Origin of the sequence: Clostridium beijerinckii, assembly GCF_008705175.1 — a bacterium.
Taxonomy (GTDB): Bacteria; Bacillota; Clostridia; order Clostridiales; family Clostridiaceae; genus Clostridium; species Clostridium beijerinckii.
In genome coordinates this window covers 1,482,708-1,506,669 of record NZ_CP043998.1, presented here as the reverse complement: position 1 = coordinate 1,506,669, position 23,962 = coordinate 1,482,708, and the positions used below count along the sequence as shown (strand labels likewise).

Sequence of the window (23,962 nt, the reverse complement as noted above, 5' to 3'; positions counted from 1 at the left end):
ATATATTTCAACATATTATAAATTTCCTGCGAAAATAAAACTACTTTCATTATACTCTTTGAAGGCTTTGCCTTGATAGGCAGTTCCCAAAGAATAAAAAGAAATTGTTTTATAATGCCTATCAAAATGTAGTTTAGGCAATAGAAATAAAACAATTTCCTATAAATTCCTATTTAGATTCACTTAAAATAAATTTTTCTATTACTTTTACTATTCCATCTTCATCATTTGAATCAGTAATAAAATTTGCAGCTTGTTTAATTTCTTCAGTAGCATTTCCCATAGCTACACCAAGACCAGCATACTTTACCATTGATAAGTCATTACCAGCATCTCCACATGCAATTATTTCTTCTTGTTTTATCCCAAGATATTCACCAAGTTTTTTTAATCCAAGTCCTTTATCTACTTCCTTATGAGTAAATTCTAAAAAGTAAGGTGCACTTTTAAATACACTATATTTCTCATAAATTTCACTAGGTAATTCCTTTATGGCTGGATCTAATATTTCTTGTGGATCTATCATCATGACTTTTATAATATCTTCATTGTCATCAACTTCATTGAAATCCTTAATAGTAATATCAATTCCATTCATTGCAGCTTCATACTCTGTATATTGACTAGTTTTAGGTGCTATTAATCCATCCTTTGCAGAAAAAGCATGTACATTGACATTGAGTCTTTTGCTTATTTCATATATATATTTTAAATCGCTCCCTTTTAAACATACCTTTGAAACAATTTTTCCTCTAGTATTTTGAACTAATCCTCCATTAAAGCTAAGTACATAGTCCTCACCTTTTTTTAAATCAAGCTCTTCTAAATATCTATTTAACCCATCTAATGGTCTTCCTGATGCTAATACTATCTTAACACCCTTTTCTTCTGCAGCTTTTATAGCCGCCTCAGTATTTTTTGAAACCTTCTTATCAGTTGTAAGTAAAGTTCCATCCATATCTAGTGCAAGTAATTTATACATTTTATTCCTCCATTTATATAATATAATTTTCGGCATATTTATTGGTATTTTTTTAGATATATATGTTGCGATTAAATTGCTACATTATAAATATTTAAATCACCAAAGGCAATATATATATGAATATGTTATTACAACAATATATTATATATTCATTGTTATTATTTCTTATAGTTTACAGTGATTCTATAGGAATTTCAATTATTATTAATAAATCTATTCCAAAATAATATAAAACCTCAAAATTTGTAACTAATAGTAGTTTTCTTTCATATCATGAATTGTATCTAAAACTTATGAGGTAATAGTTATGCTTGAGTCTTTATTATTAGTATCTTCGTTATGCATAGATTCTTTTGTTGCAAGTATTGCTTATGGTACTTCTAAAATTCGTATTCCACCCATATGCGCAGTAGTAATAAATTTAGTATGCACCATTACACTTGCTTGTTCTTTACTTATTGGCTCAATAGTTAAAAGCATACTCCCAAGTAACCTTCCCGCAATTTTAGGATTTGTACTTTTGATGTTACTTGGAATATATAGATTATTTGAATATATCTTTAAATCATATATTTCAAAATGTTCAAAATCCGATAGTCCCTTAACATTTAAGATCTTTGATTTTCAATTTGTCTTGCAAGTTTATGCAGATGAAATAAAAGCTGACTTTGATAACTCAAAATGCCTAAATATTAAAGAATCATTTTATCTAGGTTTAGCATTATCATTAGATAGTCTTGCAGTAGGAATTGGGTCTAGCCTATGTAACATTAACTATACGGAAGTTTTAGTATTATGCTTTATCATAGGAGTTTCTCTAGTATCTCTTGGGGTAGTTATTGGACGAAAATTTGCTCAAAAAGTACACCTTGAATTATCTTGGTTATCAGGAGCTCTACTTATATTATTAGCAATACTTAGAGTATTAAAATGATAATTTTACACCCAGTTCATATAGTATATTATTACATGAATACTATAAAAACTGGGTATAAAACTTTTCTATTATTTTCTTGAATATTCAGAATAATATTCTCTATTTATCTAAATCTACTTCTAACACTTAGAATCATAATTATTATCTTTTAACTACAGCATGCTCTGCTTAATAACTATCTTTAACTTAATACTATAAATTTACAAATCTATTGAACTGCTTATCTAATTCCTCTAGGTCTGATTGTAGAAACTTATGAAAAGTCTCCTTTTCTAACCTATATGAAAATATTGGAGAGTTTAAAAACTTTAAATACTTTTCTGTTACCTCCATAATTTCTTCGTCTGGGACTTTATAAACTTCTCTAAGAAGATCAAAGAATGTACCGCCTTCATACTGCTTTAACCTTCTTTCAGCCGCATACATAACACTCGTATACTTATCCCCACCAAATAAATCTACCTGTTCTTGTATTGATCCATATCCCTTTTTAAGCATATCAATATATTCATCTATAATAGCATCTTTGGAATTTCCTATATTTTTTCTCGCTATTATATTTTTCAAAACCTCATATGCCTTTTCTTCTGATATCCAAAACGCCTGCTCTAATATATCCGTCATCTTATAGAAAGTTTTACCTTTAACATTTGCTCTTGCGCGTTCTTCTATATATTCTAATAATCTCTCTTCAGTAGCCGTTAACATCTCTATCCCCTTCTTCCTAAAGTTCCATTATTTTTCTCAACTGATATATATCTATATTTTCTTCAAAAAGTTTAGATAATCTATCATATTCATTATCTTTATATTCATTCACTTTTTCTATAATTATATCTTCTGTAACAACAATATCGTTGTTCTCTTTAAGAGATTTAACAAATGAACTTATAAATTCTTCTGAATCAAACATACCATGAAGATAAGTTCCTGCAACAATTCTTTCTTTGTCGCATACACCTACAATATCACCGTCTAAATCCTTAATAAAAGGTATTGCTTTCTTACCAATCTTGCTTATTCCATTATGAATTTCATAGCCACTTATAGTGCTACCTTCTATGGACTTAATTGATTTTAGATCACATAAAATATTTCCCTTAGTCTGCTTTGTAACTTTCGTCTCATTAAATCGTGTCTTTATATCCAAAAATCCGAAACCATCCTCTTGAGATATATTACCCTCAACGCCTAATTTATCGAGTATCAACGTTCCAAGCATTTGATACCCTCCACAAATTCCTAAAATGGGTGTACCACTCTCTTTTAATTCTTTTATTTTATCAAATAATTTATTTTCTTTCATACTTCTTAAATCTTCAATTGTATTCTTTGTTCCAGGTATTATAATTAAATTTGGATTTTTTAATTCACTAGGTTTATCAACATATCGTATAGTCACATCTGGAATTCTATCTAAAATACTAAAATCAGTAAAGTTTGACATATGAGAAAGCCTTATAATAGTAATATCTAAAGTTCCAACTTCTTCTTTGTTCCTAATTCTTTCAGTTACACTATCTTCATCATCAATATCAAATTTTTCATATGGCATAACTCCAAGGACTGGAATATTTATAATATCCTCTAACTGTTTTATTGCAGGTTTAAATAGTTCTATATTACCTCTAAACTTATTAATTATTACCCCTTTTATTCTTTCACGCTCTGATTCGGATAATAATTGAATTGTACCAACTATAGATGCAAAAACTCCACCTCTATCAATATCGGATACTAAAATTACAGGTGCATCAGCAATTTCTGCCATAGCCATATTAGATATATCGCTATCTTTCAAATTTATTTCGGCACAACTCCCAGATCCCTCCAGTACAATTACATCGTGCTTTTTGCTTAGCTTATCATAAGCTTTCTTAACTCTGACCTTTAAAGTTTCATTAAGTTCCTTGTATTTATAAGGCTCAATATTACAAAAAACTTTTCCATCTGCTATTACTTGTGTATATTCACCACTTGGTTTTAGCAAAACCGGATTCATCAATGCATCTGGCTCTAATTTGCAAGCCTCTGCTTGAACTACTTGAGCTCGTCCCATTTCTAATCCATCTTTTGTTACATAAGAATTTAATGAAATATTTAAGGCCTTAAAAGGAGCTACATTTAACCCTTGATTTTTTAAATATCTACATAGGGCTGTTACTAAAGTACTTTTACCAACAGAAGACGCTGTACCTAAAAACATTATACTTTTTTTATCCATTTCTTTACTCCCCTCAAATTCGAGTTCCAATACTTAACATTTATTTTTAATCTCTGATTTCCAACATTTGAATTCAAATTTTGAATTATTTTTCTAATTTATATCTTTAATCTAATAATCCGTTTACTGTTAAATATCCATAATTCTCTGTAATCTCTGTACCACTCTTATTAAATTTGATTGAACTCTTAAATATAGGACCATCAAAAACTAATGTATGATATTCTCCATTTTCTCCACAAGGATCACATCCTAAGTTTTTTATTTCATTAACAACATCTTTTGTTAATTCTTTTCCTAAGAACTCTATTCCTAGCGCCTTTAGATTTACCTTTTTAATTATAGCCTTAAAACCATAATCTATAAATTCATTAGTAAGCTTTTCCCTATTTTCTTGCCATAAAGGGAATACTCCTTTAATTTCTGCTGCCTTGCACCTATCTAAACACCAACCTCTATGTGCCTCTATATCTATATCTCCAAATACACAAATTTCAGCACCTTTATCTTTTGAACCTTTTAATGCCATCTCAAATTCTTCTTCATAATTATTCTTATTGCTACAATCTATTTCAATAAGTGGAATTTCCAATTCTTTAGAAATATCCTGAAAAACATTCCTTGGTATTTTATGAAAATACGAATCTTTTTTGCTTTCAAACGTAACTAATAATCCTATTATTTTATAACCACTTTTAATCATCCTATACAAGGCTAAAGTACAATCTTTTCCCCCGCTGAATGAAACTACAACTTTTTCTTTATCCATACTACCCCTCTTATTTGTTTTTACTTTAATTCAAATTCAGCAGCACATTTTCCGCTAAACTTTACTATTCTATATTTCCCAGCAGTTAAATTCTCAAAATTTTCTAGAGAAATAACTTGACTACTTGTTTTTCCCGGCTCTAAATTATAAGCGATTTCTATAAACATTGGTTCATCTTTAAAAGGGACTTTACTCCATTTATTATCTACAAATTTTTCAACTGCATATTCTACTCCATAATAAGCTGATTGTTTTCCATTGTTTGTGATATACACAGTAATTTCTTTAGTATTTAGACCATATTCAGTTTTTTCTGTTTTCATAGTAATATTATTTTTAGATTCATCATTAATTTCCGTCACATCATTAGTTGAGTTTTTTTCAACCCAAGATCCATCTACTCCTAAATAGTATCCATCCACAGTATCATTGGAAACCATTTCTCCATTTTGGCTTAAATAATACCAAGCTCCTTTATACTGAACCCAGCCTGTTTTCATGGCTCCAGATTCACTCATATAATACCACTTGTTATTAACATTAATCCATCCTACAGCCATATTCCCATCATCTTTAAGGTAATAAAAATTCCCCTTATCATTTACCCATCCAGTTTTTACACTGCCATTTTCATAATAACTCCAGCCAGTATTGTTATTGACCCATCCATTGTTAATTTCTGCATTAACTTTATTAGAGATTCCTACACTCATCCCTACAAACACGCTCATTATTGAAGCAATAAATTTTCTATTCATATCCTGCTCCTCTCATTATCAAAGCTTAATATTTCATCTGATTCCAACAATAAAATTATCCTATACATAACTTAAATTATTGTTCAGTTCTGTGCATTTTAAATATATTTTTCATTATTTTTATCAGTCTGTAATTCTCTTCATGACTTCGTACAGCAACTCTATAATATCTATTATCTAATCCAAGATAATTGCTACAACTTCTAATTAATATATTATTCTTTAATAGTTCTTTTTTCAAATCTATTTTTATCAGAGTCTTTAATAAAATAAAATTCACACTTGGTTCAAAGACTTTGATTCCATCTATCTCTCTTATTTCATTATAAAGGTATTTTTTTTCATGGTCTATAAATTCTATAGATTTCTTTATATAATTCTTTTCATTAAGTGCTGCTTTTGTTGCTATTTCTGCCAAGATATTTATATTCCAAGCAGGAGATATAGATTCTATCTTCTCTTTTAGTGTTAAATCGCTGCAAATAGCGTAACCAATTCTTATACCTGGAAGTGCAAAAAATTTGGTCAAAGATTTTATTATAATTAAATTTTTATATTCATCTATATATGGAATCATAGAAAAACTTTCTTCTCTAAAATCCAAAAACGATTCGTCTATTATTACCTTAACATTATTTCTCTCTGCTTTGTTCAAAATTCTTTTTAATAAATCTATTTCAGTTATAACACCTGTTGGATTATTGGGATTACATATAAATACTAAATCTAAGTTTTCATTTATATCATGTAGAATATCTTCCCTTATATTAAAATCATTTTCCTCTTTCAAATTATAATAAATAATATTACTATTTATTGCCTTTGCTGCCTCTTCATACTCTGAAAAAGTTGGGGCTAAAATTAGTGAACTCTTTGGATTAACTCCTCTTACTGCATTAAATAAAACTTCCGCTGCTCCATTACCTAAAATCAAATTTTCTTTGCTAACATTTTCAAACTTCTCTATTGAATCCTTGAGTTCAAAATAAGTTATATCAGGATATTTCTCAATTTCATTTATACCTTCAATAATCGCATCTTTTACACTACCTGGCATTCCCAATGGATTAATATTAGCTGAAAAATCAATTATGTCTTTGTAATTTATTTTGTTTTCTCTACTTATTTCTTTAGTATTTCCACCATGTCCAAAGCTTGCCATGACTTTCCTCCTTATGCATAGTGCATATATGTTTCAATTAAATTTCTCCACTTCAATCTTAATTTATTTTTAGCTTGCTATACGCTTAAATATAAATTTATTATTTCAATATATACATTAATTTCAATTTAATATTAACTCTCACATCTCTATATTATAATATTCGTTAACCACTCAAATTTCTAACATTTAAAACATTGTTATCATTAGCTTTCTAAATATTAAAGTGAACACAAATCCTATAAAAAATGATAAATAAAGAACCTTAGCAGTCTTCTTAACATCATTAATATCAATTTCTTTAATTTTATCTCCTATTGTAGGCTTACTTACAAGTTTTCCAAAATAATAATTTGCCCCTCCAAGCTGTACCCTTAATGCACCAGCTATAGCTGCTTCTGGATGTGCACTATTAGGGCTTGTATGATTATATCTATCTCTTCTATATATCTTAAAGCTATTTTTATAATCATATCCTAGAAATGCAGAAGCTAATATTATCAACATGCCCGTTATCCTGGCTGGAATAAAATTAAAGACATCATCCAATTTCGCCGGAAAATATCCAAACTCTATGTATTCATCGTTCTTATATCCAAACATCGAATCTAATGTATTCACCGCTTTATATGCGAATGCAAGAGGCGCTCCAAAAATCATAGCATAAAATAACGGAGCTATGACCCCATCTGCCATATTTTCTGCTATAGTTTCAACAACTGCTCTTATTATTCCTTCTTTGCTCAAACTTGCAGTGTCTCTCCCCACTATAAATGATAACTGCTTTCTTGCACCATCTAAATCATTTATTAATAAAAACTTAACTACTTTATATCCTTCAACAACTAATGCTTTCGATGATATACAAAAATATATCAAAATCCCCTCTAAAATAATTCCAAAGTAAATATTGAATTCTCTCGATAAGTTAACAATTGCGAATGCAATTGCAAATATTATTGACACAGTAAGAATCCATACAATGAGACCTGCTGCTTTTAAATGCTTTCTAAGGATTCTTCTAAACATTGCTTCAAGTTTTTTAGCCACATATCCAATTCCTCTAACTGGATGAAACGGATTATTAGGATCCCCAATTAATAAATCCAAAACAAATCCTATACTAAGTTCAATCATATAGTTCTCCTCGTTATTTTCTTTCGCATCTCAAAAATAACTCTAATCATATTTTCTTACTGTATTTGAGATACATTTTCTATTTCAAATTGTTCATCTTTTCTTATTTTTATTGTAAGTTCGTACCCTTCTCCATTGCTAGGCTGCCACTCATAGAATTTTTTCTTACTATCATAAAACATTTCTAATAGCATACCTATACTTCCTCCATGAATCACTCCAAAAGCAGTATCTATATTTTCTTTAATGATATAATTTATAAGCTCCACAAATCCATCATTAACTCTTTTTCTAAATTCTGCTCTGCTCTCTCCGCTTGGACATTTTACATTTCCTTCTTCGTCTTCTATCCAAGTTATATACTCTTTTAGCAGTTTTAGTTCTTCATATGATCTTAATTCAAAATCACCAAAATCATACTCAAAAAACTTGTTTAAAATTTCATACTTATTCTGCGGACAAATAATTTCTAATGTTTGATTTGCTCTCTTTGCCCCACTCGTAAAGTAAAAATCGCACTTTGTATACTTAACCCTTCTAGAAATTTCCATTAATTGCTCTTTCCCGCTTTCACTTAATTCAACATCACTTTTACCGCAATATAATCGCCTTTCATTGCAATAAGTTTTTCCATGCCTGACCAAATATAACTTAATTTCTTTCATACCTTAATCGTTATAGATTTTTAATTAAATCTATAACTACTTTACCTCTTTCTTTAAATTGTATTATTTTTCAATTCCTCTTCAATTCCAAAAAATATTCTACATACATGAGAAGAATGCTTTGCTAGGAACTGAAGTAATCGCCCATTTTCTTCTCTCCATATTCTATCAAATTTTTCGATTGGAACAATTCCAGAATTTATTTCATCACATATTATTATTTTATTTTCTAACAAATCCATTTTATCTTTTAAAACTTCTATTGGGTTAAGCTTATTAGAAATACACGCTTTAACAAAAATATGTAATCCACATATAATTTCTTTATTATATTCTATATTTTCATCTCTACAGAAAAATATCTGTTCATGACTTACTTTATATTTTTCTTTTACATAATCTAATTTTCCATTATAGGCTCCACCAAAGATTAATTTCATAAATGCCACCCTTCCTCTTACGGAATTATTCCTAGTATTAATATTCCAACCACTTCACCTATAACCAAAGCAAATCCAGCAACATCTCCAGATATTCCACCAAATTCTTTTCTGCATTTTTCTACTGACAATTTAATTCCTAAACTCATTAATAAAACTAATATTATTCCATAAATATTTAATAAAATTACTGATATTATTAATGTTATTATCAATGTTATTATCATAATAAGCTTATCATAAACATTGGTCCCTTTTTTAAAATAAGTCCCTAAAGTGCTTTCTTTTATAGTTGCTCTACTTAAAAGATAATACGCTACAACACTTCTGCTTATTATTGGAATCAAAATTAATATATAAAGAGAATTATTCTTTTCTAAAATAGAATATACCCCTCCAAATTGTAAAAAGAACAAAATCACTAGAGATATTACTGCGAACGCTCCTGTAGCTGAATCTTTAAGTATTCTGAGTTTTTCTTCCTTACTTCTCCTTGAAAGAATTGCATCGCAAACGTCCATAAAACCATCTAAATGAAGCATTCCTGTTATTATAAATGGTACTATGGTAATTATTGAACTCTTTAAAATTATTGAGGCATTTAATATACTTGCTAAATAATATATTATACTCCACAAGACTCCAATTATTAATCCAATCAGTGGGTAAAATTTCATCATATTTTTTACTCCATCATCGTCCCATTCAACATATGGAGTTGGAAGTATCGTAAACATGCTTAATGCCATAATAAATCCTTTGTATAATTTCTTCATAAAGTTACTTTCTCCTTATGTTTAATATACTTGATTAATCCGAAGCTACATTCTATAACATTCTCACAATAATTTGCTAACCCTCTATTTATAATAGCTAGTTCCTTCTTAAAATTTTCAGTTATTTCATCATATTGTATAGCATCATTAAATATGTAATCACTCACAATAATAACATTCTTTGCATTATTCATAACTTGCTTTATATCACTTAATATCTTATGAGAAGGATTTTTTATAAGATAATTTTCAACAAACATCTCATTAGTCAAAAGAGAAGTTATACTATCTATAAGTACAGTATCCTTGCAATTGATCATATTAATCACACTATCCAAATCCCTAGGAACTTCTAGTGTCTTAAAATTAAATCCTTCTCTACTTTTTTTATGTTTCTCTATTCTCTCTTCATCTTCTCTATCATATGGATTCATAGTGGCAATATATATAACTTCATTTCTATTTAAGGTTAGAGCTACTCTTTCTCCAACTTCTGATTTACCACTCTTAGAACCTCCAATTATCAAATAATTCATATACTCTAATTTAAGCCCAAAATACTATTAAAAATAAATTACTTCTCTATACCTATCCTTGAGCCTATTCCTTTCTCATATGGATGTTTTACAGCTTTAATTTCTGAAACATAATCTGCAAGTTCAACTAACTTTTCATTAGGATTCCTACCAGTTAGAACAACTTCTAATCCTTTTGGTTTCTTTTCTAAAAAATTTACTACTTCACTTAAAGGGATTAAATCTAAATTAGTAGATGCAATTATTTCATCTAATATCAATAAATCAAAATTTTCTTCTACAGCCTTTTTAGTAACCTTAGAAAATCTTTCCTCATGCTCTCTTTTAGTCTCTCTTTGCTCCTCTTCACTCATAAATTTAAAAAATTTCTTCACTGGAGCCCCTTTAAAAACTTCAAAGTCATTTCCTAGCTTCTCAATAGAATTCAATTCACCCGTCTCATTATCCTTTAAAAATTGTGTTAATAAAACTTTCTTTTGACGTCCAACAGCTCTCATTCCGAGGCCCATAGCCGCTGTTGTCTTTCCCTTTCCATCTCCACAATAAATATGAATAAGTCCTAATTCCATAAATACTCTCCTTTCTTATTCATAAAAAAACAAGTAATTTTATATTCAAAAATGCTACTTAATCATTACTCTATACCTGCTTATCAAAACAAATATATTATTATCAAATTATTAAAACACAATACTATCAGTTTTTACCTGCTTTACATACTCATGTTTTCATAGAGTATACAGTTATTATAACATATTCTTTAAATTCCATATTAACCCCACTATGATGATCTTTTACTTCCTCGCACGACTAGAAATATACCACTTATAAAAAACAGCTATACACTTATGAAAAGAGCATCTATACTGCAATACGGAACTTTTCTACAAAAAAACATTCCTTAGTAGTTTTTTACTTATTATTTACTTTTATGTGCCTTATTAAATTATAAATAGTTAATTTAATCCCCTGCAATCATTTAAATATTTATCATTTATTCATAGCCTTAAGTTCATCTAAATAACTGTCGTTAATTTCTGCTTCTTCGAAAGTTGCCATGTTATTCATAACCGCACATGCAGATTTCATTATTGAAAATGCTAATGGGCATCCACTTCCTTCTCCAAGTCCCATATCTAAGTCTAATATTGGACTTAAGCTTAGCTCTTTCATTGCAACTTTAAATCCTAATTCTTTTGAGTCATGTGAAGTAAACATATAATCTCTAGCTTTTGAATTTAATTTAAATGCTATAAGTGCAGCAACTGCTGATATAAAGCCATCAATAACAACTGGAACTTTATAATAAGCAGAGCCTAAAAAAACTCCTGCCATAGCTGCTAAGTCAAAACCTCCAACTTTCGAAACTACGTCTATTGGATCATCTTTTGCTGGATTGTTCACCTTTATTGCTTTCTTAATAACTTCCTTCTTTTTCTCAAATGATTCGTCTGTGATTCCAGCACCTCTTCCTACAACTGTTTCCACTCTTACATCTGTTAATGCTGACAACACGGCACTGCTAGTAGAAGTATTGCCAATCCCCATCTCTCCAACACCAAGAATTTCATAGCCCAGTTCTTTAGCATTTTTAACAGATTCTATTCCAATTAAAATTGCTTTTTCTGCTTCTTCACGTGTCATTGCAGGGCCCTTTGCAATATTATTAGTTCCTTTTCTTATCTTTTTATTAATTACGCCAGGATAGCTAAAATCACAGTTAATGCCTACATCTATCACCATAAGCTCAGTATCATTTTCTTTTGCAAGAACTGCTACACCTGTTAATCCTTTTGTGAAGTTAATTGTTTGTGCTAAAGTTACCGATTGAGGCGCAGAAGCAACTCCTTCTTCAACCACCCCATTATCCGAGGACATTATTATAACCATTTTTTTTGTTATGTTATTTTTCACTTTTCCTGTAATGCCCGCAAGCTTTATAGCAATTTCTTCTAACTTTCCTAAACTCTTCAGCGGCTTTGCAAGTGATACCATTCTTCTGTCTGCTTCAGCGATTACATAAGCATCTGCTTCTCTTATACTATTAATAATATCTCTTAATTCTTTAGAATTAATGTTCATTTCATTTCCCCCAATTATATACTCTATTATTTTTTGTTTTAATATAACATAAATTCATAAACAATGCGTATAATTTATTTTTTATCTTTAAAATAGTTCATTTCACATTCGAAATCTAAAAGCTGAAGATTTTGTTCTTGAATAACTCCTATCAGAAGTTTCGAATAAATTTCTTCTCCCTTGTCATTTTCTACTGTACTATATCCAGCCTTTTCTATAGCATTAGCCTGGTCTAGATAATCAGTCACCTGGAAAACTCCACTTTGTTTATATCTTTTATTGTTGCTGAGAAATTCTCCATAATCTTTTATGGAATCTTCTTTACTACTATATACCCGAAAGTAATCCTCAATTTTTTGTTTATAATATTCTGAAGTACTCATTTTAATTTTTTTCCCTGTCCATCCCGAATCTGCTTTTATTCCAAATAGATTATTGGCTTTGGTACTTAAATCTGATTTTCCCCAGCCACTTTCTAATATTGCCTGAGAAATAGTTATAGAAGGAAGAATACCATACTTATCATATATCTCAATTGCCTCTGGATATAAATCATTAATAAATCCTTGCTTAGATTCATCTTTTAAATTATTCTTTTGAGATCCAATATATTTTAAATCATCTATATACTTATATACTTTTTCTTTTTGTTCTTTATCAAAAGATAGCTTATCTAACACTGTATCCAAGTCAACGAGCTTATATTGACTATTTTTAATTTTAATGCTTGTACTACTATTGTTATCTATGAACATATTAGCTAATTGATTTATGCTACTATCTGTTGCTTTAGAAAAATCATTTTTATATCTAACACCATCAATAGCCGCCATGAACTTCCAATTTACTTGAAGTTTACCTTTGCTCGCATTATCTGCATCCTGTATATACATTTTTGTGTTTAAATCCTTAAGGTTTATACTATTATATTTTTCCATATAGCCGCTATAAACTCCAAAAATGGCAAAGGCTATAATACCAAATGCTATAATATTTAGTATAACTCTTTTAAATCCTCTTTTTCTTTTTCTCGTGTTCATAATAATTCTCCCTTTCATCCCACATAAAAAATATATAATTATAAATGAACAATCATAACCTAAAAAAACTTCTCTTAATAAGCTATAAAATGTTATGCTAAAATAATAAAATTACATTCAGAATTTCAGTAACCCAATGTTTAATGATAACTTATATTATCTATAAGTTATATACTTAAATTATATAATGTAAATATAAATTTCAGATAACTATTTTTATTAAACTTCTATTACTTTTTAAATAATATTTCGACAATCACTTATTATTTTAAATATATTTTTAAGTGTAATTACTAAAAAAATCATTAATGAATTAACAGCTAGCTTCTTTAACATAAAATCGTATATATGTTGCAATTCATAATTCATAATGTAGATTTCACAATTCACAATTACTGCTAAAATTCTTTCAATATTTTCAGAATTATGATAAAGAATTATTTTTGCAATATATATTCGCAAAAAAATAAAGAGCCTCTTTTTGTGATATCATCATTATCCCAAGAGTACTCTTCAATTTAATTATCATGTATATTAGTTTGCTGGCTCCCATTTGCAGCGAACTGGTGATATAATAGCGCTTTCTTTCTTTAATTCCTTGAATGCATTATCAATTTCTTTACGATCTAAACCAGATAACTTTTCAACCTCACCTGCGCTAACTGGCTTTCCAGCCTCTCTCATAACTTCTAAAACTTTTTCTTTAACGCTCATTACTTTAACTCCCTTCAGTATGAATTATTTATTTTCTTTGATTATATTCCAAAAAGATAATTTAATCAATAATCATTTTCCAATAAAATCTATTATTAATTTTAGATATTCTTTCTTGTGTACACAAAATTCATGAGCTCTTATATTAAATTTTAACTTTTCATCAATTGAAAAAGCCATAATATAGTCATAGCGACCTAATACCAGCTTCTTAAATTCACTAACTGATAACTTTACCATCTTTTCCACTTCAGATCCAATATTAAATTTAGGATCTTTTAGATTATATAAATATACTTCACATATTTCATTATTTAAGAAGCTATTTAGATTAAGTTTTTCTCTTATACTTCCAACAAATCTTAAGTTCCTAGAATTAATTTCTATACCTATTTCTTCCTTAACCTCACGCTTTAATGCATTTTCTATTTTCTCTCCAATATCAACATGTCCTGCTGCTGATATATCATATAATCCTGGAAAATCTTTTTTCTTATATGATCTCTGTTGAAGATATATCCATTTTTCATTGCTAGACTCATCTACTATCCAACAATGAACAACCTTATGTAGAAGTCCATTTGCATGTATTTCCGAACGAGAAGCTACACCAATTTCATTTAATTCTTCATCGTAAAATGACAGTTTCTCTTCACTTTCCGTAAGTATCTCCCCCTTTTATCTATTTTCTTTCAATTGAAAACACTTTTATAGCTATATTAACATCTCATAAACAATTTTTCTATCCAACAATTTTCTTCATACAAATGCTATTACTATCATTTATATACGGTCCATAGTTTTCAGTTAACCTATATCCCATGCTCTCATATAAACTAACAGCTGCCTTTTGTCTGCTTCCTGTCTGTAAAATAATATTTTTAATATTATTCTCAATTGCCAACTTTTCAATTTCTTTTACTATAATCTTAGCTACTCCTCTGCCTCTATCTTCTAATGATACATATACCCTCTTCACTTCTGCTAAATCATAATCAAGAAATTTTAAGCACCCACAACCTATTGGTTTTTTGTCATCATATATTATAATTGTCTTTAAATCTCTAACTGTATTGTGTGATGAATAGTTATTTTGCATCTCCCCATATATTTCGAATAACTCCTCATCAAGTTGCTTCTCTAAAAACTTAAAGTCTACATCTTCCGAAGTGGTTCTTTTGACTATATAATTCATTTTTACCCCCAATTTATTTTTTATCTTTCATCAGAAACTCTACTAATTTTTCTTCATGATTAAATACTAATTCATAATTAAATTTTGGTTTTTCTATTACTATTAATTTAATCTTGGCTTCCCGAACAGCCTTAAGCTTTTCTAGAACTCCACCTTCTTTACCACTGTCTTTAGTCAAAATTGCCTTAATATTATATTGGCAAATAAATGCTTTCTCCAATTCATAAGATATTGGACCTTGAAGCGCTATAATATCTTTAATATTAATTCCCTTCTCGACTATCTTTTCCAATACTTTAGGTGATGGTAAAATTCTATGTATCACTCTATGGTTAAACTCTAAATTTACAAACTTAGAAACATTATTTCCGCCTGTAGTATTTAAAATATTTCCGTCTATATTTTTTATAATTTTAATAGCCTCATCATAATCTTTAACTCTTACTATATCTTCTCCAGTAATACTCTCAAGAGCACCTAATCTTTCATATCTTATATACTTAATCTTAAGATAATTTGCGCACTCTAATGCAGTCTTGGTAACTTCTTGTGCATAAGGATGAGAGGCATCAACTAGCATATCAATTTGATTGACCTCTATCCATTTTAGCATTTCTTCTGCATTCAAAGGCTTTGTGTTTAGCTGCTTTATATTAAATTCCTTGAGTAACTCTCCCCCATACGCTGTAGCAGTTGTAACCGCAATGTCACTAGTATATTTATTTATTAACGATAAAATTTTTCTTCCTTCTGAAGTTCCTAAAATAAATCCAATCATACTTTCTCCATTCCAGATTGCCAAGACACATTAAAAAAATAACGAGCCAACCATGCTAATTTATTTCAAATTTATGTAGTGCATCATTAACTCATTATTTTCTTTCATATGCCTAAATACAAACTATCTCTATCTTTTATTTTCATAACCTCTAGGTGTTATAAAACTTTCATCTTTATAATAACTTTTTGAATTTCCTACTATTACAATAGACATCATATCTACTATATCTTCATCAAAATCTTTGATAGTAAATAATTTATAACTTTGCCCTTCTCTAAGTGCATGTCTTACTACTGCCACTGGAGTGCTATCCTGTCTAAACTCCCTTATTATATCAATACACTCTCTTAAATAGTCAGGTCTTCCTTTACTTTTAGGATTATATAAAGATATTACGAAATCTCCTTCTGCTGCAAGTTTTACTCTCTTCTTTATATCTTCATAAGGTGTCATTAGATCACTTAAGCTAATATTGCAATTATCATGCATAAGAGGCGCCCCAACTACAGATCCTGCCGCACTACTTGCAGTAATACCTGGAATTATCTCCACATCCTCATCTTTTTTAAGTTCAAGTATCAATCCAGCCATTCCATAAATACCTGCATCTCCAGTACTTATTAATGCAACATTTTTATCTTTACATAAATTTAAAGCTTCCTTGCATCTAGCTTCTTCACCTTTCATTCCTGTCGAATATAACTCTTTATCTTTAACTAAGTCTTTTATCATGTCAATATATTTGTTATATCCTACAACAACATCACTATCTTCAATGGCCTTTAATGCTCTCAAGCTCATATTCTCAATGCTTCCAGGCCCTATGCCTATTACTCTTAATTTTCCCATACTTCACTCAACCTCTTTCGCTTCATTTTTATCCTTGGAATGAAATCTAATTCTTATTATCATTATCTAATTCTATATTATAGCATTTCACTCTAATATAGGTAAGATATCATTTGCAATCTTAAAATGCAACTTACCTATTGTATATTTTTCTTATCCAAAAAATATTGATAATAGGATATTCCATTACCTGAAATAAAGTATTATATTTTGAAATATTGCTTTTTCTCTACTCACATTTCTATATTTATGGGATATATTAGCTACGAATTTAATAGAATTACCTTTTTGTAATGAATACTTTTGATTATCAATATCTATCTCTACTTCACCTTGAGTTACTATAATATATTCTTCAACACCATCACTATGTGGAGTAGATACATGATTGCACCCTGGTTCTAATTCAATAGTGAAAATTTCAAAACCTCTATTTGCATCAAAAGGAAATATGGGATATAACTTCATTCTGGCATCGTCTTCTATAATCGGATCAATATTATTTTGATCTACGATCTCTAATTCATCCTGCTCTTCATCAATAAAAAAGGAAAATGATACCTTTAATCCAGTTGAAATTTTCCATAAAGTCGATACTGTCGGATTTGATTGTCCTCTCTCTATTTGACCTAACATAGCTTTACTAACTCCAGTCAATTTTGCTGCTTCATCCAAACTTAATTCTCTCTTATTTCTGATTTCCTTTAATTTGCTTCCAATAATCGAATTTAAATTTCTCATATTCTACTCCTTTGCTCGAAAGTATTGTATGTTATAACATATATACAAATAATATATTGCACAAAATATTATTCCCGTATATAATATAACATATCTTACTAATTAGATTCACAACTTAATTTCAAATATTTTAGATAAGGAGTCTTTTAAATGGCAAAAGCATTTCTATTAGGAGTCGCAGCATCATTTTTCTTTGCATTCACATTTATATTAAATCAACAAATGAATATTTCTGGCGGAAGCTTTTTATGGAGTTCATCACTTCGATATATCTTTATGTTGCCACTCTTGCTTATTATTATGATTATAAATAGACAATTAAATCCTGTATTAAATGATATAATTAACAAACCTATTCAATGGATTACTTGGAGCACAATAGGCTTTGGATTATTTTACGCTCCTTTAAGCTTTGCATCTGCATATGGTGCATCATGGCTAGTTGCTGGAACTTGGCAATTAACTATAATTGCTGGTGCTCTTATGTCTCCATTATTTTTTAAAAATATTAAAACACCTGCTGGAATATGCAAAGTAAGAAATACACTTCCGAAAAAATCCCTGTTAATGTCCTCTTTAATATTACTAGGTATATTTTTAATGCAGCTTGAACAATCAAAAAATGTCTCTTTTTCAGAAATAATCTCTGTAGTTATTCCCGTTATTCTAGCTGCATTTGCTTACCCACTTGGTAATCGCAAGATGATGGAAATCTGCGATGATAATTTTAATACCTTTCAGAGAGTATTTGGAATGACTTTATGTAGCATGCCCTTTTGGATATTAATATCAATATTCGGGGTATTATCTGTAGGCATGCCAAGTAACGGACAAATACTTCAATCCTTAGTCGTTGCTATTTTTTCAGGAATCATTGCCACAATACTGTTTTTTAAGGCAACCGACATAGTAAGTAATGATACACATAAATTAGCCGTTGTAGAATCAACACAATCCGGAGAAGTAATATTTACTCTTATAGGTGGAGTTTTTATATTTCATGATAAATATCCAACATTTGTTGGACTAGCAGGCATAATATTAATAGTAATAGGTATGATTTTAAATAGTATTGTGAAATCATAAAATCATTGGTTTAACAAAAAGATAGGATTCTATAATCTTATACTTATCAACCATTGATCTCATAACTTTTTACGACTAGAAATTTTTATATTTCCGTTCTTGTAAAAAACAAGAAGAGATGTTGCTTCTTCTACTTGTCAGTAAGTATTTTTCACAACATCTCTTAATATTTCTTATTCTTCTGCTGGCTTGAAGGTTCCTTCAATAAATTTATTAGGATTAAATATATGCTCTATTCTTGGTAATGAAATCCCCAAAGTTTCTCTTAAAACATCTTCTACTGTTTCTACAGCTATAATAGTTAATTGTTCCTTAACTTCTTGTGGAACCTCATTTAAATCAACTACATTATCCTTTGGAATTAGTACTTTTGTAATTCCAGCTCTTTGAGCTCCTAATAACTTTTCTTTAAGTCCTCCTATTGGAAGAACAGCTCCCCTTAGAGTTATTTCTCCTGTCATTGCAAGTTTTGAATCCACTTTTATGCCTGTAACAAGTGATGCAAGTGCAGTAAATAATGCAATTCCTGCTGATGGTCCATCTTTAGGAACAGATCCTGATGGAACGTGAATATGAATATCTCTTTCTCTAAAGTTTATAGCATTAATCGGCAATCTTGATTTTAATAAACTTAAAGAGATTTGCGCAGATTCTTTCATAACATCTCCTAGCTGTCCAGTTAAGACAATTTGTCCACTTCCTAGCATTCCTGTCGCTTCTATGAAAAGTATTTCTCCACCTACAGATGTCCACGCTAGTCCAGTTACAACTCCTGGGACATTATCATCTTGAGCCTTATCATGGCTTGAAACCTTTCTTCCTAACAAGTCCTCTAAATCATCTTCTTTAACTTTAAAAGGTAATTCCACCTTATTCGATACAATCTTTTCTGATGCAATTCTTGCAATAGTTGCTATTTGCTTTTTAAGTCCTCTTACTCCAGCCTCTAGAGTATATTCACTTATAATTCTTTCTAATGCTGCATCTTCTATAACAAGCTGAGTATCATTTAATCCGTGTTCTTCAAGAACTGCTGATATCAAGTGATTCTTTCCTATATGGAATTTCTCATTCATAGTATAACTAGAAATTTGAATTACTTCCATCCTATCTAATAAAGGCCTTGGTATAGTATCTAGAGAGTTAGCTGTAGCAATAAAGAATACATTAGATAAATCATAAGGTACATCTAAATAGTGATCAGTAAAAGTATCATTTTGTTCTGGGTCTAGTACTTCTAATAATGCACTTGCTGGGTCTCCATTATAGCTAGCCATCAACTTATCTACTTCATCTAAAACCATAACTGGATTTATTTCTCCTGCTTTCTTTATACTTTGAATAATTCTTCCTGGCATTGCACCTACATAAGTTCTTCTATGCCCTCTTATTTCAGCCTCATCACGAACTCCACCTAAGCTTAATCTTACATATTTTCTGTTTAAAGCTTCTGCAATACTCTTTCCTAAACTTGTCTTTCCTACTCCTGGAGGACCTACTAATAGTAGAATAGAACCCTTTTTATCATTTTTAAGCTGCATAACTGCTAAATGTTGTATTATTCTATCTTTAACTTTTTCTAATCCATAATGCTGTTCATCTAATATTCTTCTTGCCTCTTCTAAATCAATGTCCTTAAATTCTTGTTTTTTCCAAGGAAGCTGAATTAATAATTCTAAGTAGTTTTTGATCACATTGTATTCAGCACTATTTGGACTTTGGCTTTCTAATTTTCCTAATTCTTCTAAAGCAACTTCTTTTATCTCATCCGGCATCTGAGCCTCTTCAATTCTATTTAAGTAGTTCTTGTCCTTTTTAGAAGGTGAGCTTTTTCCTTCATTTAATTCTTCTTGGATAGCTTTTAACTGCTCTCTTAATACTGTTTCTCTATAATTCCTATTAGCTTTTTCTGTGAATTTTTCTGCTAATTCAAATTGTAATTTTAAAGATTCCTTTTGTTTTAATAAATAATCTATAAATTTAAGACCTCTATCCTTTAATGATTGAGTTTCCAATAAATCATATTTTTCCTCACTTGAAATTTGCATGAAATGAGATAAATATCCCATAAGCTTATTCAAATCTTTTTGACCTTCTACAGCCAACATAAACTTTTCTGATCCTTTAAAATTTTCACTAATTTCACGAGTAACTTTTTTAATATACTCTACCATTTCTTCCTTACTTTTTTCTGTAAGATCAATAATATCGGGTGCAAATTCGAATTCAGCTTTAATAAAATCTTCCTCAATACTAAATGTTTTAATTTCAACTCTATCTAATATTTTAATTTCTGCTTTATATCCCTTTTCTGTTTTTTCAATTGCATTTACTTGAAATGTAACACCAACTCTATGAAAATCCTCTTCCTTTAACTTACTTTGACCAAAGTTTTGTTTTAAAGGTAATGCAATATTAACTATATCTTCATCTGATAAACTTTCAATCTGAGTTTCACTAAATTTATTAAATTTTAGTGTATGGTACATTCCAGGTAATAACACTATATCTGATACAGGAATTACTCTTCCTATATTATTTTTATTATCTAAATTTATCATTATAATCATCCTTCCTATTAGAACATTCTTAAACGAGCATTCATTTAAAGATTAGTTAAGCAATAGCGAGATACTTCTGCAATTATATTTTCACAAAATCTCTCGCACTAAAAAACAGTCCTTTTAATTTATATAAGTAATGCCTCTTGCACTATTCTAATGAGTTCCTTTAGCAACTCAATTTTTTCATTTTCATCAATACATGAATTAATAGCAATTGATTTTACTGGATAAAAAAGTATTGCTCTTAAATTATCATTTTGAAGATTTTTAAACACTTTTCTTTCTTTCATTTCATCAAGAAAATTATTTAGGTTATCTATTCCCCTCTTAGTCAAGCATTGATTTGATAAAGCTGGACAATTAGCAAATTGATCTACGAAATGAAAGACTTCTCCATGCTCCCTAATATAAATAAAATACTCTTTAACAATAATTTCAATAACTTGCTGACCATTCATCTTATTGTTAAGTTTACTGAGTATGTAATCAAAAATATCTTCAGAATATTCAAGATATATGTCTTGTAACATGACTTCTTTATTTTCATAATAAATATATACTGTAGCAGGTGATACCCCTGCCTCTTTTGCTATCTTCGAAATAGACGTACCGTGAAAGCCTTCTTTAAGAATTAATTTAATAACTGCTTCCTTTATGTTCTTTTGCTTTTCATCGTCTTTCCTTCTCATTTAAACACCTCTATTATTATATTTCTATAATAAATGAACATTCTTTTATTGTCAATATATATTCCACCAATTTTATCTTATTAAATGTTAATTTTCTTTTAAAATCTACATTAAAGAAACTAAAAACATAATTTATCTGTTTTAATCTAGTGAAAAATGCATCATTCCTAATTATCAAAAGCATTAAAAATCGCTATTCAACTTTAAAATAGCGATTTTTAATACTTTCCAAACTTTTATGTTTAAAACAAGCAGTAACTTAAATCAAACAATGCCTTACATATTCAATACGTGTCTACATTCACTAGCACATTGACTACATACATCAGCACAAGTTTGACAATGTTCATCATTAAATCTTCCGCATTCTTTTGCACAGCTTTCACATACGGCAGCACATACAGTAGCTATTTCTCTTATATGACCACTTCCTCTTGAAATAAAACAAGCTGTTGTAGAGCAAATTTCAGCACAATCTTGAAGTGATTTAATACAATACATCCTATCTCTAGCATCACTATGTTGTAAACATAAATTTAAGCATTCCTCACATATTTGCACACATTTACTGCAAGCATCAATGCAATATTGCATTGGGTTTCCTTCCGATATTAATGAATTTGAATGTCTGGTCATAGTTGCTTCCATTTTTGTTTCCTCCTTTATTATTTTATTGATAACAAAATATATTTTCTTCTAACGCACTAAAAATATACTTTGTAATTTCTGCTTAAGTCGCCTATAAAATTCAAGAAGGATAAATTAATATATTGATAATTTTTTGTATACACTTTTTAGTTTATACTTGTCATATCTTAAATCTTTGTACTTAATATATTTGTGCATCAAAAACAGGAGCAGATTAAGTACCATCTGCTCCTAATTTATATATGTTCTATATTTAAATTCTTTTATACAAGCTAATGACATGTACTTCCCAAAACTCATCTACCCATAAACCAACTATTGTATCAACTGAAAAATTCCAATTTTTAATCAAATTTGTAGCTTCTTCTATTTGCCTATAATGAACCTCAGCATCCACTGGATTCGCAGCACAGTCATAATGACCTACCAATCCAATTATTTTGGATTTATGAGCTTTAACCGAAATATTAATCTTATCTTTTAATCTACTTGAATAAAACGGATTCCCTTCTGACACTATCTTGTCCATGCCAGGCTCAGTTATTAAATCCACATACTCCACATTAAAATTTTCTTTTATCCAATTTATTACTGGAATCTGAGTCCTTCCGTCAATACAATTTAAAACTGTCCCAAAGCTTTTTCTCATTCATACCACCTAAAACTATTATTCTTAGGTAAGATATGAATATAAGTTAGCGTTTGCTATCAATCTCTTCAAATAAAGATGATAAATGCAATCTATATTTCATTTTTATCTCTAAATTCAATTTCTGTGCCCTCAGGAGCCTTTAGTTTAAATAAGAAACTATCCTCAACTTTATATATCACTTCATTATTTTTAACCCTAAAATTGTTATAACCTAAACTTTTAATCCTATTAAATTCTTCTTGAACATTATCCACTAAAAAGCACATATGCACTATTCCTTCGCTTAACTTATTCCACTTAGAAAGATCTTCTCCCTTCTTGCTGGTTTGTAACTCAATCATGAACGTTCCTAGTTTTAACCATGTATTATAATCTCTAGTATGGAAATTCTTTGTCTCTTCCACAATCTCAAACCCAAGAATATTTTTATAGAATTCAAGTGATTCTTTGTAACTATTGGTTTGAATGCACACATGGTGCATAGCTTTTATTCCCATTATTTATCCTCCATAATAAATCTATTTATACTTGT

At 29.3% G+C, this 23,962-nt stretch carries 27 protein-coding genes and 1 pseudogene; 2 read left to right on the top strand and 26 right to left on the bottom strand.

Features of this window, described 5'->3' with window-relative positions; all coding sequences use genetic code 11:
* Positions 1–169 precede the first annotated feature (169 nt).
* Positions 170–982, bottom strand: a complete 813-nt coding sequence (yidA, locus tag F3K33_RS06825) for a sugar-phosphatase (protein ID WP_023974285.1) — start codon at positions 980–982, stop codon at positions 170–172.
* A gap of 310 nt (positions 983–1,292) precedes the next feature.
* Here yidA and ytaF point away from each other — a divergent pair, with 310 nt between their 5' ends.
* Positions 1,293–1,919 carry a sporulation membrane protein YtaF gene (gene ytaF / locus F3K33_RS06820; protein ID WP_011968608.1) on the top strand — a complete coding sequence of 209 codons (627 nt, stop codon included), beginning with the start codon at positions 1,293–1,295 and terminating at the stop codon, positions 1,917–1,919.
* A 195-nt stretch (positions 1,920–2,114) separates the two neighbouring features.
* Here ytaF and F3K33_RS06815 read toward each other — a convergent pair whose 3' ends face one another.
* The 20 genes and pseudogenes from F3K33_RS06815 to F3K33_RS06725 form a co-directional block, all read right to left on the bottom strand.
* Complete coding sequence (locus F3K33_RS06815; protein ID WP_011968607.1) at positions 2,115–2,630, bottom strand: hypothetical protein; 516 nt, start codon at positions 2,628–2,630, stop codon at positions 2,115–2,117.
* Positions 2,631–2,646: 16 nt separating this feature from the next.
* Positions 2,647–4,146, bottom strand: a complete 1,500-nt coding sequence (locus F3K33_RS06810) for a cobyric acid synthase (protein WP_023974286.1) — start codon at positions 4,144–4,146, stop codon at positions 2,647–2,649.
* Positions 4,147–4,252: 106 nt separating this feature from the next.
* Positions 4,253–4,915, bottom strand: a complete 663-nt coding sequence (locus tag F3K33_RS06805) for a Dph6-related ATP pyrophosphatase (RefSeq protein WP_039772173.1) — start codon at positions 4,913–4,915, stop codon at positions 4,253–4,255.
* 20 nt (positions 4,916–4,935) lie between these two features.
* Positions 4,936–5,673 (bottom strand): immunoglobulin-like domain-containing protein, encoded by a 738-nt coding sequence (locus F3K33_RS06800; RefSeq protein WP_023974288.1) that lies wholly within the window; start codon positions 5,671–5,673, stop codon positions 4,936–4,938.
* A 76-nt stretch (positions 5,674–5,749) separates the two neighbouring features.
* Positions 5,750–6,835 (bottom strand): threonine-phosphate decarboxylase CobD, encoded by a 1,086-nt coding sequence (gene cobD, locus F3K33_RS06795; protein WP_039772175.1) that lies wholly within the window; start codon positions 6,833–6,835, stop codon positions 5,750–5,752.
* A gap of 189 nt (positions 6,836–7,024) precedes the next feature.
* A complete protein-coding gene (cbiB, locus tag F3K33_RS06790) occupies positions 7,025–7,972 on the bottom strand; it encodes an adenosylcobinamide-phosphate synthase CbiB (protein ID WP_039772177.1) in 948 nt (315 codons plus the stop codon).
* 56 nt (positions 7,973–8,028) lie between these two features.
* Complete coding sequence (locus F3K33_RS06785) at positions 8,029–8,637, bottom strand: histidine phosphatase family protein (protein WP_039772179.1); 609 nt, start codon at positions 8,635–8,637, stop codon at positions 8,029–8,031.
* Between the two features lie 53 nt (positions 8,638–8,690).
* Entirely contained in the window at positions 8,691–9,077 is a 387-nt protein-coding gene (locus F3K33_RS06780; protein WP_023974292.1) for a bifunctional adenosylcobinamide kinase/adenosylcobinamide-phosphate guanylyltransferase, read from the bottom strand.
* 17 nt (positions 9,078–9,094) lie between these two features.
* Entirely contained in the window at positions 9,095–9,853 is a 759-nt protein-coding gene (locus tag F3K33_RS06775; protein ID WP_039772181.1) for an adenosylcobinamide-GDP ribazoletransferase, read from the bottom strand.
* Positions 9,850–10,389, bottom strand: coding sequence for a bifunctional adenosylcobinamide kinase/adenosylcobinamide-phosphate guanylyltransferase (locus F3K33_RS06770; protein WP_031276295.1), 540 nt, complete (start codon positions 10,387–10,389; stop codon positions 9,850–9,852). The genes F3K33_RS06775 and F3K33_RS06770 overlap by 4 nt, the downstream gene beginning before the upstream one ends.
* Positions 10,390–10,427: 38 nt before the next feature.
* Entirely contained in the window at positions 10,428–10,958 is a 531-nt protein-coding gene (locus F3K33_RS06765; protein WP_023976657.1) for a cob(I)yrinic acid a,c-diamide adenosyltransferase, read from the bottom strand.
* A gap of 421 nt (positions 10,959–11,379) precedes the next feature.
* A complete protein-coding gene (gene cobT, locus F3K33_RS06760; RefSeq protein ID WP_039772184.1) occupies positions 11,380–12,471 on the bottom strand; it encodes a nicotinate-nucleotide--dimethylbenzimidazole phosphoribosyltransferase in 1,092 nt (363 codons plus the stop codon).
* 74 nt (positions 12,472–12,545) lie between these two features.
* Positions 12,546–13,511, bottom strand: a complete 966-nt coding sequence (locus tag F3K33_RS06755; protein ID WP_039772186.1) for a glycoside hydrolase family 73 protein — start codon at positions 13,509–13,511, stop codon at positions 12,546–12,548.
* A gap of 534 nt (positions 13,512–14,045) precedes the next feature.
* Positions 14,046–14,225 (bottom strand): hypothetical protein, encoded by a 180-nt coding sequence (locus F3K33_RS06750; protein WP_011968594.1) that lies wholly within the window; start codon positions 14,223–14,225, stop codon positions 14,046–14,048.
* Positions 14,226–14,297: 72 nt separating this feature from the next.
* Positions 14,298–14,465, bottom strand: a complete 168-nt coding sequence (locus F3K33_RS26700) for a hypothetical protein (RefSeq protein ID WP_241395412.1) — start codon at positions 14,463–14,465, stop codon at positions 14,298–14,300.
* 33 nt (positions 14,466–14,498) lie between these two features.
* Positions 14,499–14,744, bottom strand: a pseudogene (locus tag F3K33_RS27110) (NUDIX hydrolase); the annotation flags it as partial.
* A 223-nt stretch (positions 14,745–14,967) separates the two neighbouring features.
* Positions 14,968–15,420 carry a GNAT family N-acetyltransferase gene (locus F3K33_RS06740; protein ID WP_023976662.1) on the bottom strand — a complete coding sequence of 151 codons (453 nt, stop codon included), beginning with the start codon at positions 15,418–15,420 and terminating at the stop codon, positions 14,968–14,970.
* A 13-nt stretch (positions 15,421–15,433) separates the two neighbouring features.
* Positions 15,434–16,198, bottom strand: a complete 765-nt coding sequence (locus F3K33_RS06735) for a cobalt-precorrin-6A reductase (protein ID WP_039772190.1) — start codon at positions 16,196–16,198, stop codon at positions 15,434–15,436.
* A 129-nt stretch (positions 16,199–16,327) separates the two neighbouring features.
* Positions 16,328–17,050, bottom strand: a complete 723-nt coding sequence (gene cobJ / locus F3K33_RS06730; protein WP_039772192.1) for a precorrin-3B C(17)-methyltransferase — start codon at positions 17,048–17,050, stop codon at positions 16,328–16,330.
* Positions 17,051–17,236: 186 nt separating this feature from the next.
* Positions 17,237–17,791, bottom strand: a complete 555-nt coding sequence (locus tag F3K33_RS06725; RefSeq protein ID WP_039772194.1) for a helix-turn-helix domain-containing protein — start codon at positions 17,789–17,791, stop codon at positions 17,237–17,239.
* Between the two features lie 150 nt (positions 17,792–17,941).
* Between F3K33_RS06725 and F3K33_RS06720 the strand changes: the two genes are divergently transcribed.
* Positions 17,942–18,877, top strand: a complete 936-nt coding sequence (locus F3K33_RS06720) for a DMT family transporter (protein ID WP_039772196.1) — start codon at positions 17,942–17,944, stop codon at positions 18,875–18,877.
* A 173-nt stretch (positions 18,878–19,050) separates the two neighbouring features.
* On the opposite strand, the gene lon is transcribed toward F3K33_RS06720, so the two are convergent.
* From lon to F3K33_RS06695, 5 genes are all read right to left on the bottom strand, one after another.
* Positions 19,051–21,438 (bottom strand): endopeptidase La, encoded by a 2,388-nt coding sequence (lon, locus tag F3K33_RS06715; RefSeq protein ID WP_039772198.1) that lies wholly within the window; start codon positions 21,436–21,438, stop codon positions 19,051–19,053.
* A gap of 128 nt (positions 21,439–21,566) precedes the next feature.
* A complete protein-coding gene (locus F3K33_RS06710) occupies positions 21,567–22,130 on the bottom strand; it encodes a TetR/AcrR family transcriptional regulator (protein ID WP_017210012.1) in 564 nt (187 codons plus the stop codon).
* Between the two features lie 276 nt (positions 22,131–22,406).
* Positions 22,407–22,778, bottom strand: coding sequence for a four-helix bundle copper-binding protein (locus F3K33_RS06705; RefSeq protein WP_011968587.1), 372 nt, complete (start codon positions 22,776–22,778; stop codon positions 22,407–22,409).
* Between the two features lie 253 nt (positions 22,779–23,031).
* Positions 23,032–23,427, bottom strand: coding sequence for a carbonic anhydrase (locus tag F3K33_RS06700; protein ID WP_039772201.1), 396 nt, complete (start codon positions 23,425–23,427; stop codon positions 23,032–23,034).
* A 92-nt stretch (positions 23,428–23,519) separates the two neighbouring features.
* Positions 23,520–23,927: a VOC family protein gene (locus tag F3K33_RS06695; RefSeq protein ID WP_039772203.1), complete on the bottom strand. Its 408-nt coding sequence runs from the start codon at positions 23,925–23,927 to the stop codon at positions 23,520–23,522.
* Positions 23,928–23,962: the final 35 nt, after the last annotated feature.

What these genes read in the sequence shown, in the direction of transcription:
- F3K33_RS06740 (WP_023976662.1), bottom strand. Translation starts at nt 15,420, where the DNA reads ATGAATTATATAGTCAAAAGAACCACTTCGGAAGATGTAGACTTTAAG.
- ytaF (WP_011968608.1), top strand. Translation starts at nt 1,293, where the DNA reads ATGCTTGAGTCTTTATTATTAGTATCTTCGTTATGCATAGATTCTTTT.
- F3K33_RS26700 (WP_241395412.1), bottom strand. Translation starts at nt 14,465, where the DNA reads ATGGTAAAGTTATCAGTTAGTGAATTTAAGAAGCTGGTATTAGGTCGC.
- F3K33_RS06705 (WP_011968587.1), bottom strand. Translation starts at nt 22,778, where the DNA reads ATGGAAGCAACTATGACCAGACATTCAAATTCATTAATATCGGAAGGA.
- F3K33_RS06720 (WP_039772196.1), top strand. Translation starts at nt 17,942, where the DNA reads ATGGCAAAAGCATTTCTATTAGGAGTCGCAGCATCATTTTTCTTTGCA.
- cobT (WP_039772184.1), bottom strand. Translation starts at nt 12,471, where the DNA reads ATGAACATTAATTCTAAAGAATTAAGAGATATTATTAATAGTATAAGA.
- F3K33_RS06710 (WP_017210012.1), bottom strand. Translation starts at nt 22,130, where the DNA reads ATGAGAAGGAAAGACGATGAAAAGCAAAAGAACATAAAGGAAGCAGTT.
- cobD (WP_039772175.1), bottom strand. Translation starts at nt 6,835, where the DNA reads ATGGCAAGCTTTGGACATGGTGGAAATACTAAAGAAATAAGTAGAGAA.
- cobJ (WP_039772192.1), bottom strand. Translation starts at nt 17,050, where the DNA reads ATGGGAAAATTAAGAGTAATAGGCATAGGGCCTGGAAGCATTGAGAAT.
- F3K33_RS06735 (WP_039772190.1), bottom strand. Translation starts at nt 16,198, where the DNA reads ATGATTGGATTTATTTTAGGAACTTCAGAAGGAAGAAAAATTTTATCG.
- F3K33_RS06815 (WP_011968607.1), bottom strand. Translation starts at nt 2,630, where the DNA reads ATGTTAACGGCTACTGAAGAGAGATTATTAGAATATATAGAAGAACGC.
- F3K33_RS06770 (WP_031276295.1), bottom strand. Translation starts at nt 10,389, where the DNA reads ATGAATTATTTGATAATTGGAGGTTCTAAGAGTGGTAAATCAGAAGTT.
- F3K33_RS06780 (WP_023974292.1), bottom strand. Translation starts at nt 9,077, where the DNA reads ATGAAATTAATCTTTGGTGGAGCCTATAATGGAAAATTAGATTATGTA.
- F3K33_RS06800 (WP_023974288.1), bottom strand. Translation starts at nt 5,673, where the DNA reads ATGAATAGAAAATTTATTGCTTCAATAATGAGCGTGTTTGTAGGGATG.
- F3K33_RS06750 (WP_011968594.1), bottom strand. Translation starts at nt 14,225, where the DNA reads ATGAGCGTTAAAGAAAAAGTTTTAGAAGTTATGAGAGAGGCTGGAAAG.
- F3K33_RS06755 (WP_039772186.1), bottom strand. Translation starts at nt 13,511, where the DNA reads ATGAACACGAGAAAAAGAAAAAGAGGATTTAAAAGAGTTATACTAAAT.
- cbiB (WP_039772177.1), bottom strand. Translation starts at nt 7,972, where the DNA reads ATGATTGAACTTAGTATAGGATTTGTTTTGGATTTATTAATTGGGGAT.
- F3K33_RS06700 (WP_039772201.1), bottom strand. Translation starts at nt 23,427, where the DNA reads ATGAGAAAAAGCTTTGGGACAGTTTTAAATTGTATTGACGGAAGGACT.
- F3K33_RS06725 (WP_039772194.1), bottom strand. Translation starts at nt 17,791, where the DNA reads ATGAGAAATTTAAATTCGATTATTGGAAGCAAATTAAAGGAAATCAGA.
- F3K33_RS06765 (WP_023976657.1), bottom strand. Translation starts at nt 10,958, where the DNA reads ATGGAATTAGGACTTATTCATATTTATTGTGGAGATGGAAAGGGAAAG.
- F3K33_RS06695 (WP_039772203.1), bottom strand. Translation starts at nt 23,927, where the DNA reads ATGGGAATAAAAGCTATGCACCATGTGTGCATTCAAACCAATAGTTAC.
- F3K33_RS06785 (WP_039772179.1), bottom strand. Translation starts at nt 8,637, where the DNA reads ATGAAAGAAATTAAGTTATATTTGGTCAGGCATGGAAAAACTTATTGC.
- yidA (WP_023974285.1), bottom strand. Translation starts at nt 982, where the DNA reads ATGTATAAATTACTTGCACTAGATATGGATGGAACTTTACTTACAACT.
- F3K33_RS06805 (WP_039772173.1), bottom strand. Translation starts at nt 4,915, where the DNA reads ATGGATAAAGAAAAAGTTGTAGTTTCATTCAGCGGGGGAAAAGATTGT.
- F3K33_RS06775 (WP_039772181.1), bottom strand. Translation starts at nt 9,853, where the DNA reads ATGAAGAAATTATACAAAGGATTTATTATGGCATTAAGCATGTTTACG.
- lon (WP_039772198.1), bottom strand. Translation starts at nt 21,438, where the DNA reads ATGATAAATTTAGATAATAAAAATAATATAGGAAGAGTAATTCCTGTA.
- F3K33_RS06810 (WP_023974286.1), bottom strand. Translation starts at nt 4,146, where the DNA reads ATGGATAAAAAAAGTATAATGTTTTTAGGTACAGCGTCTTCTGTTGGT.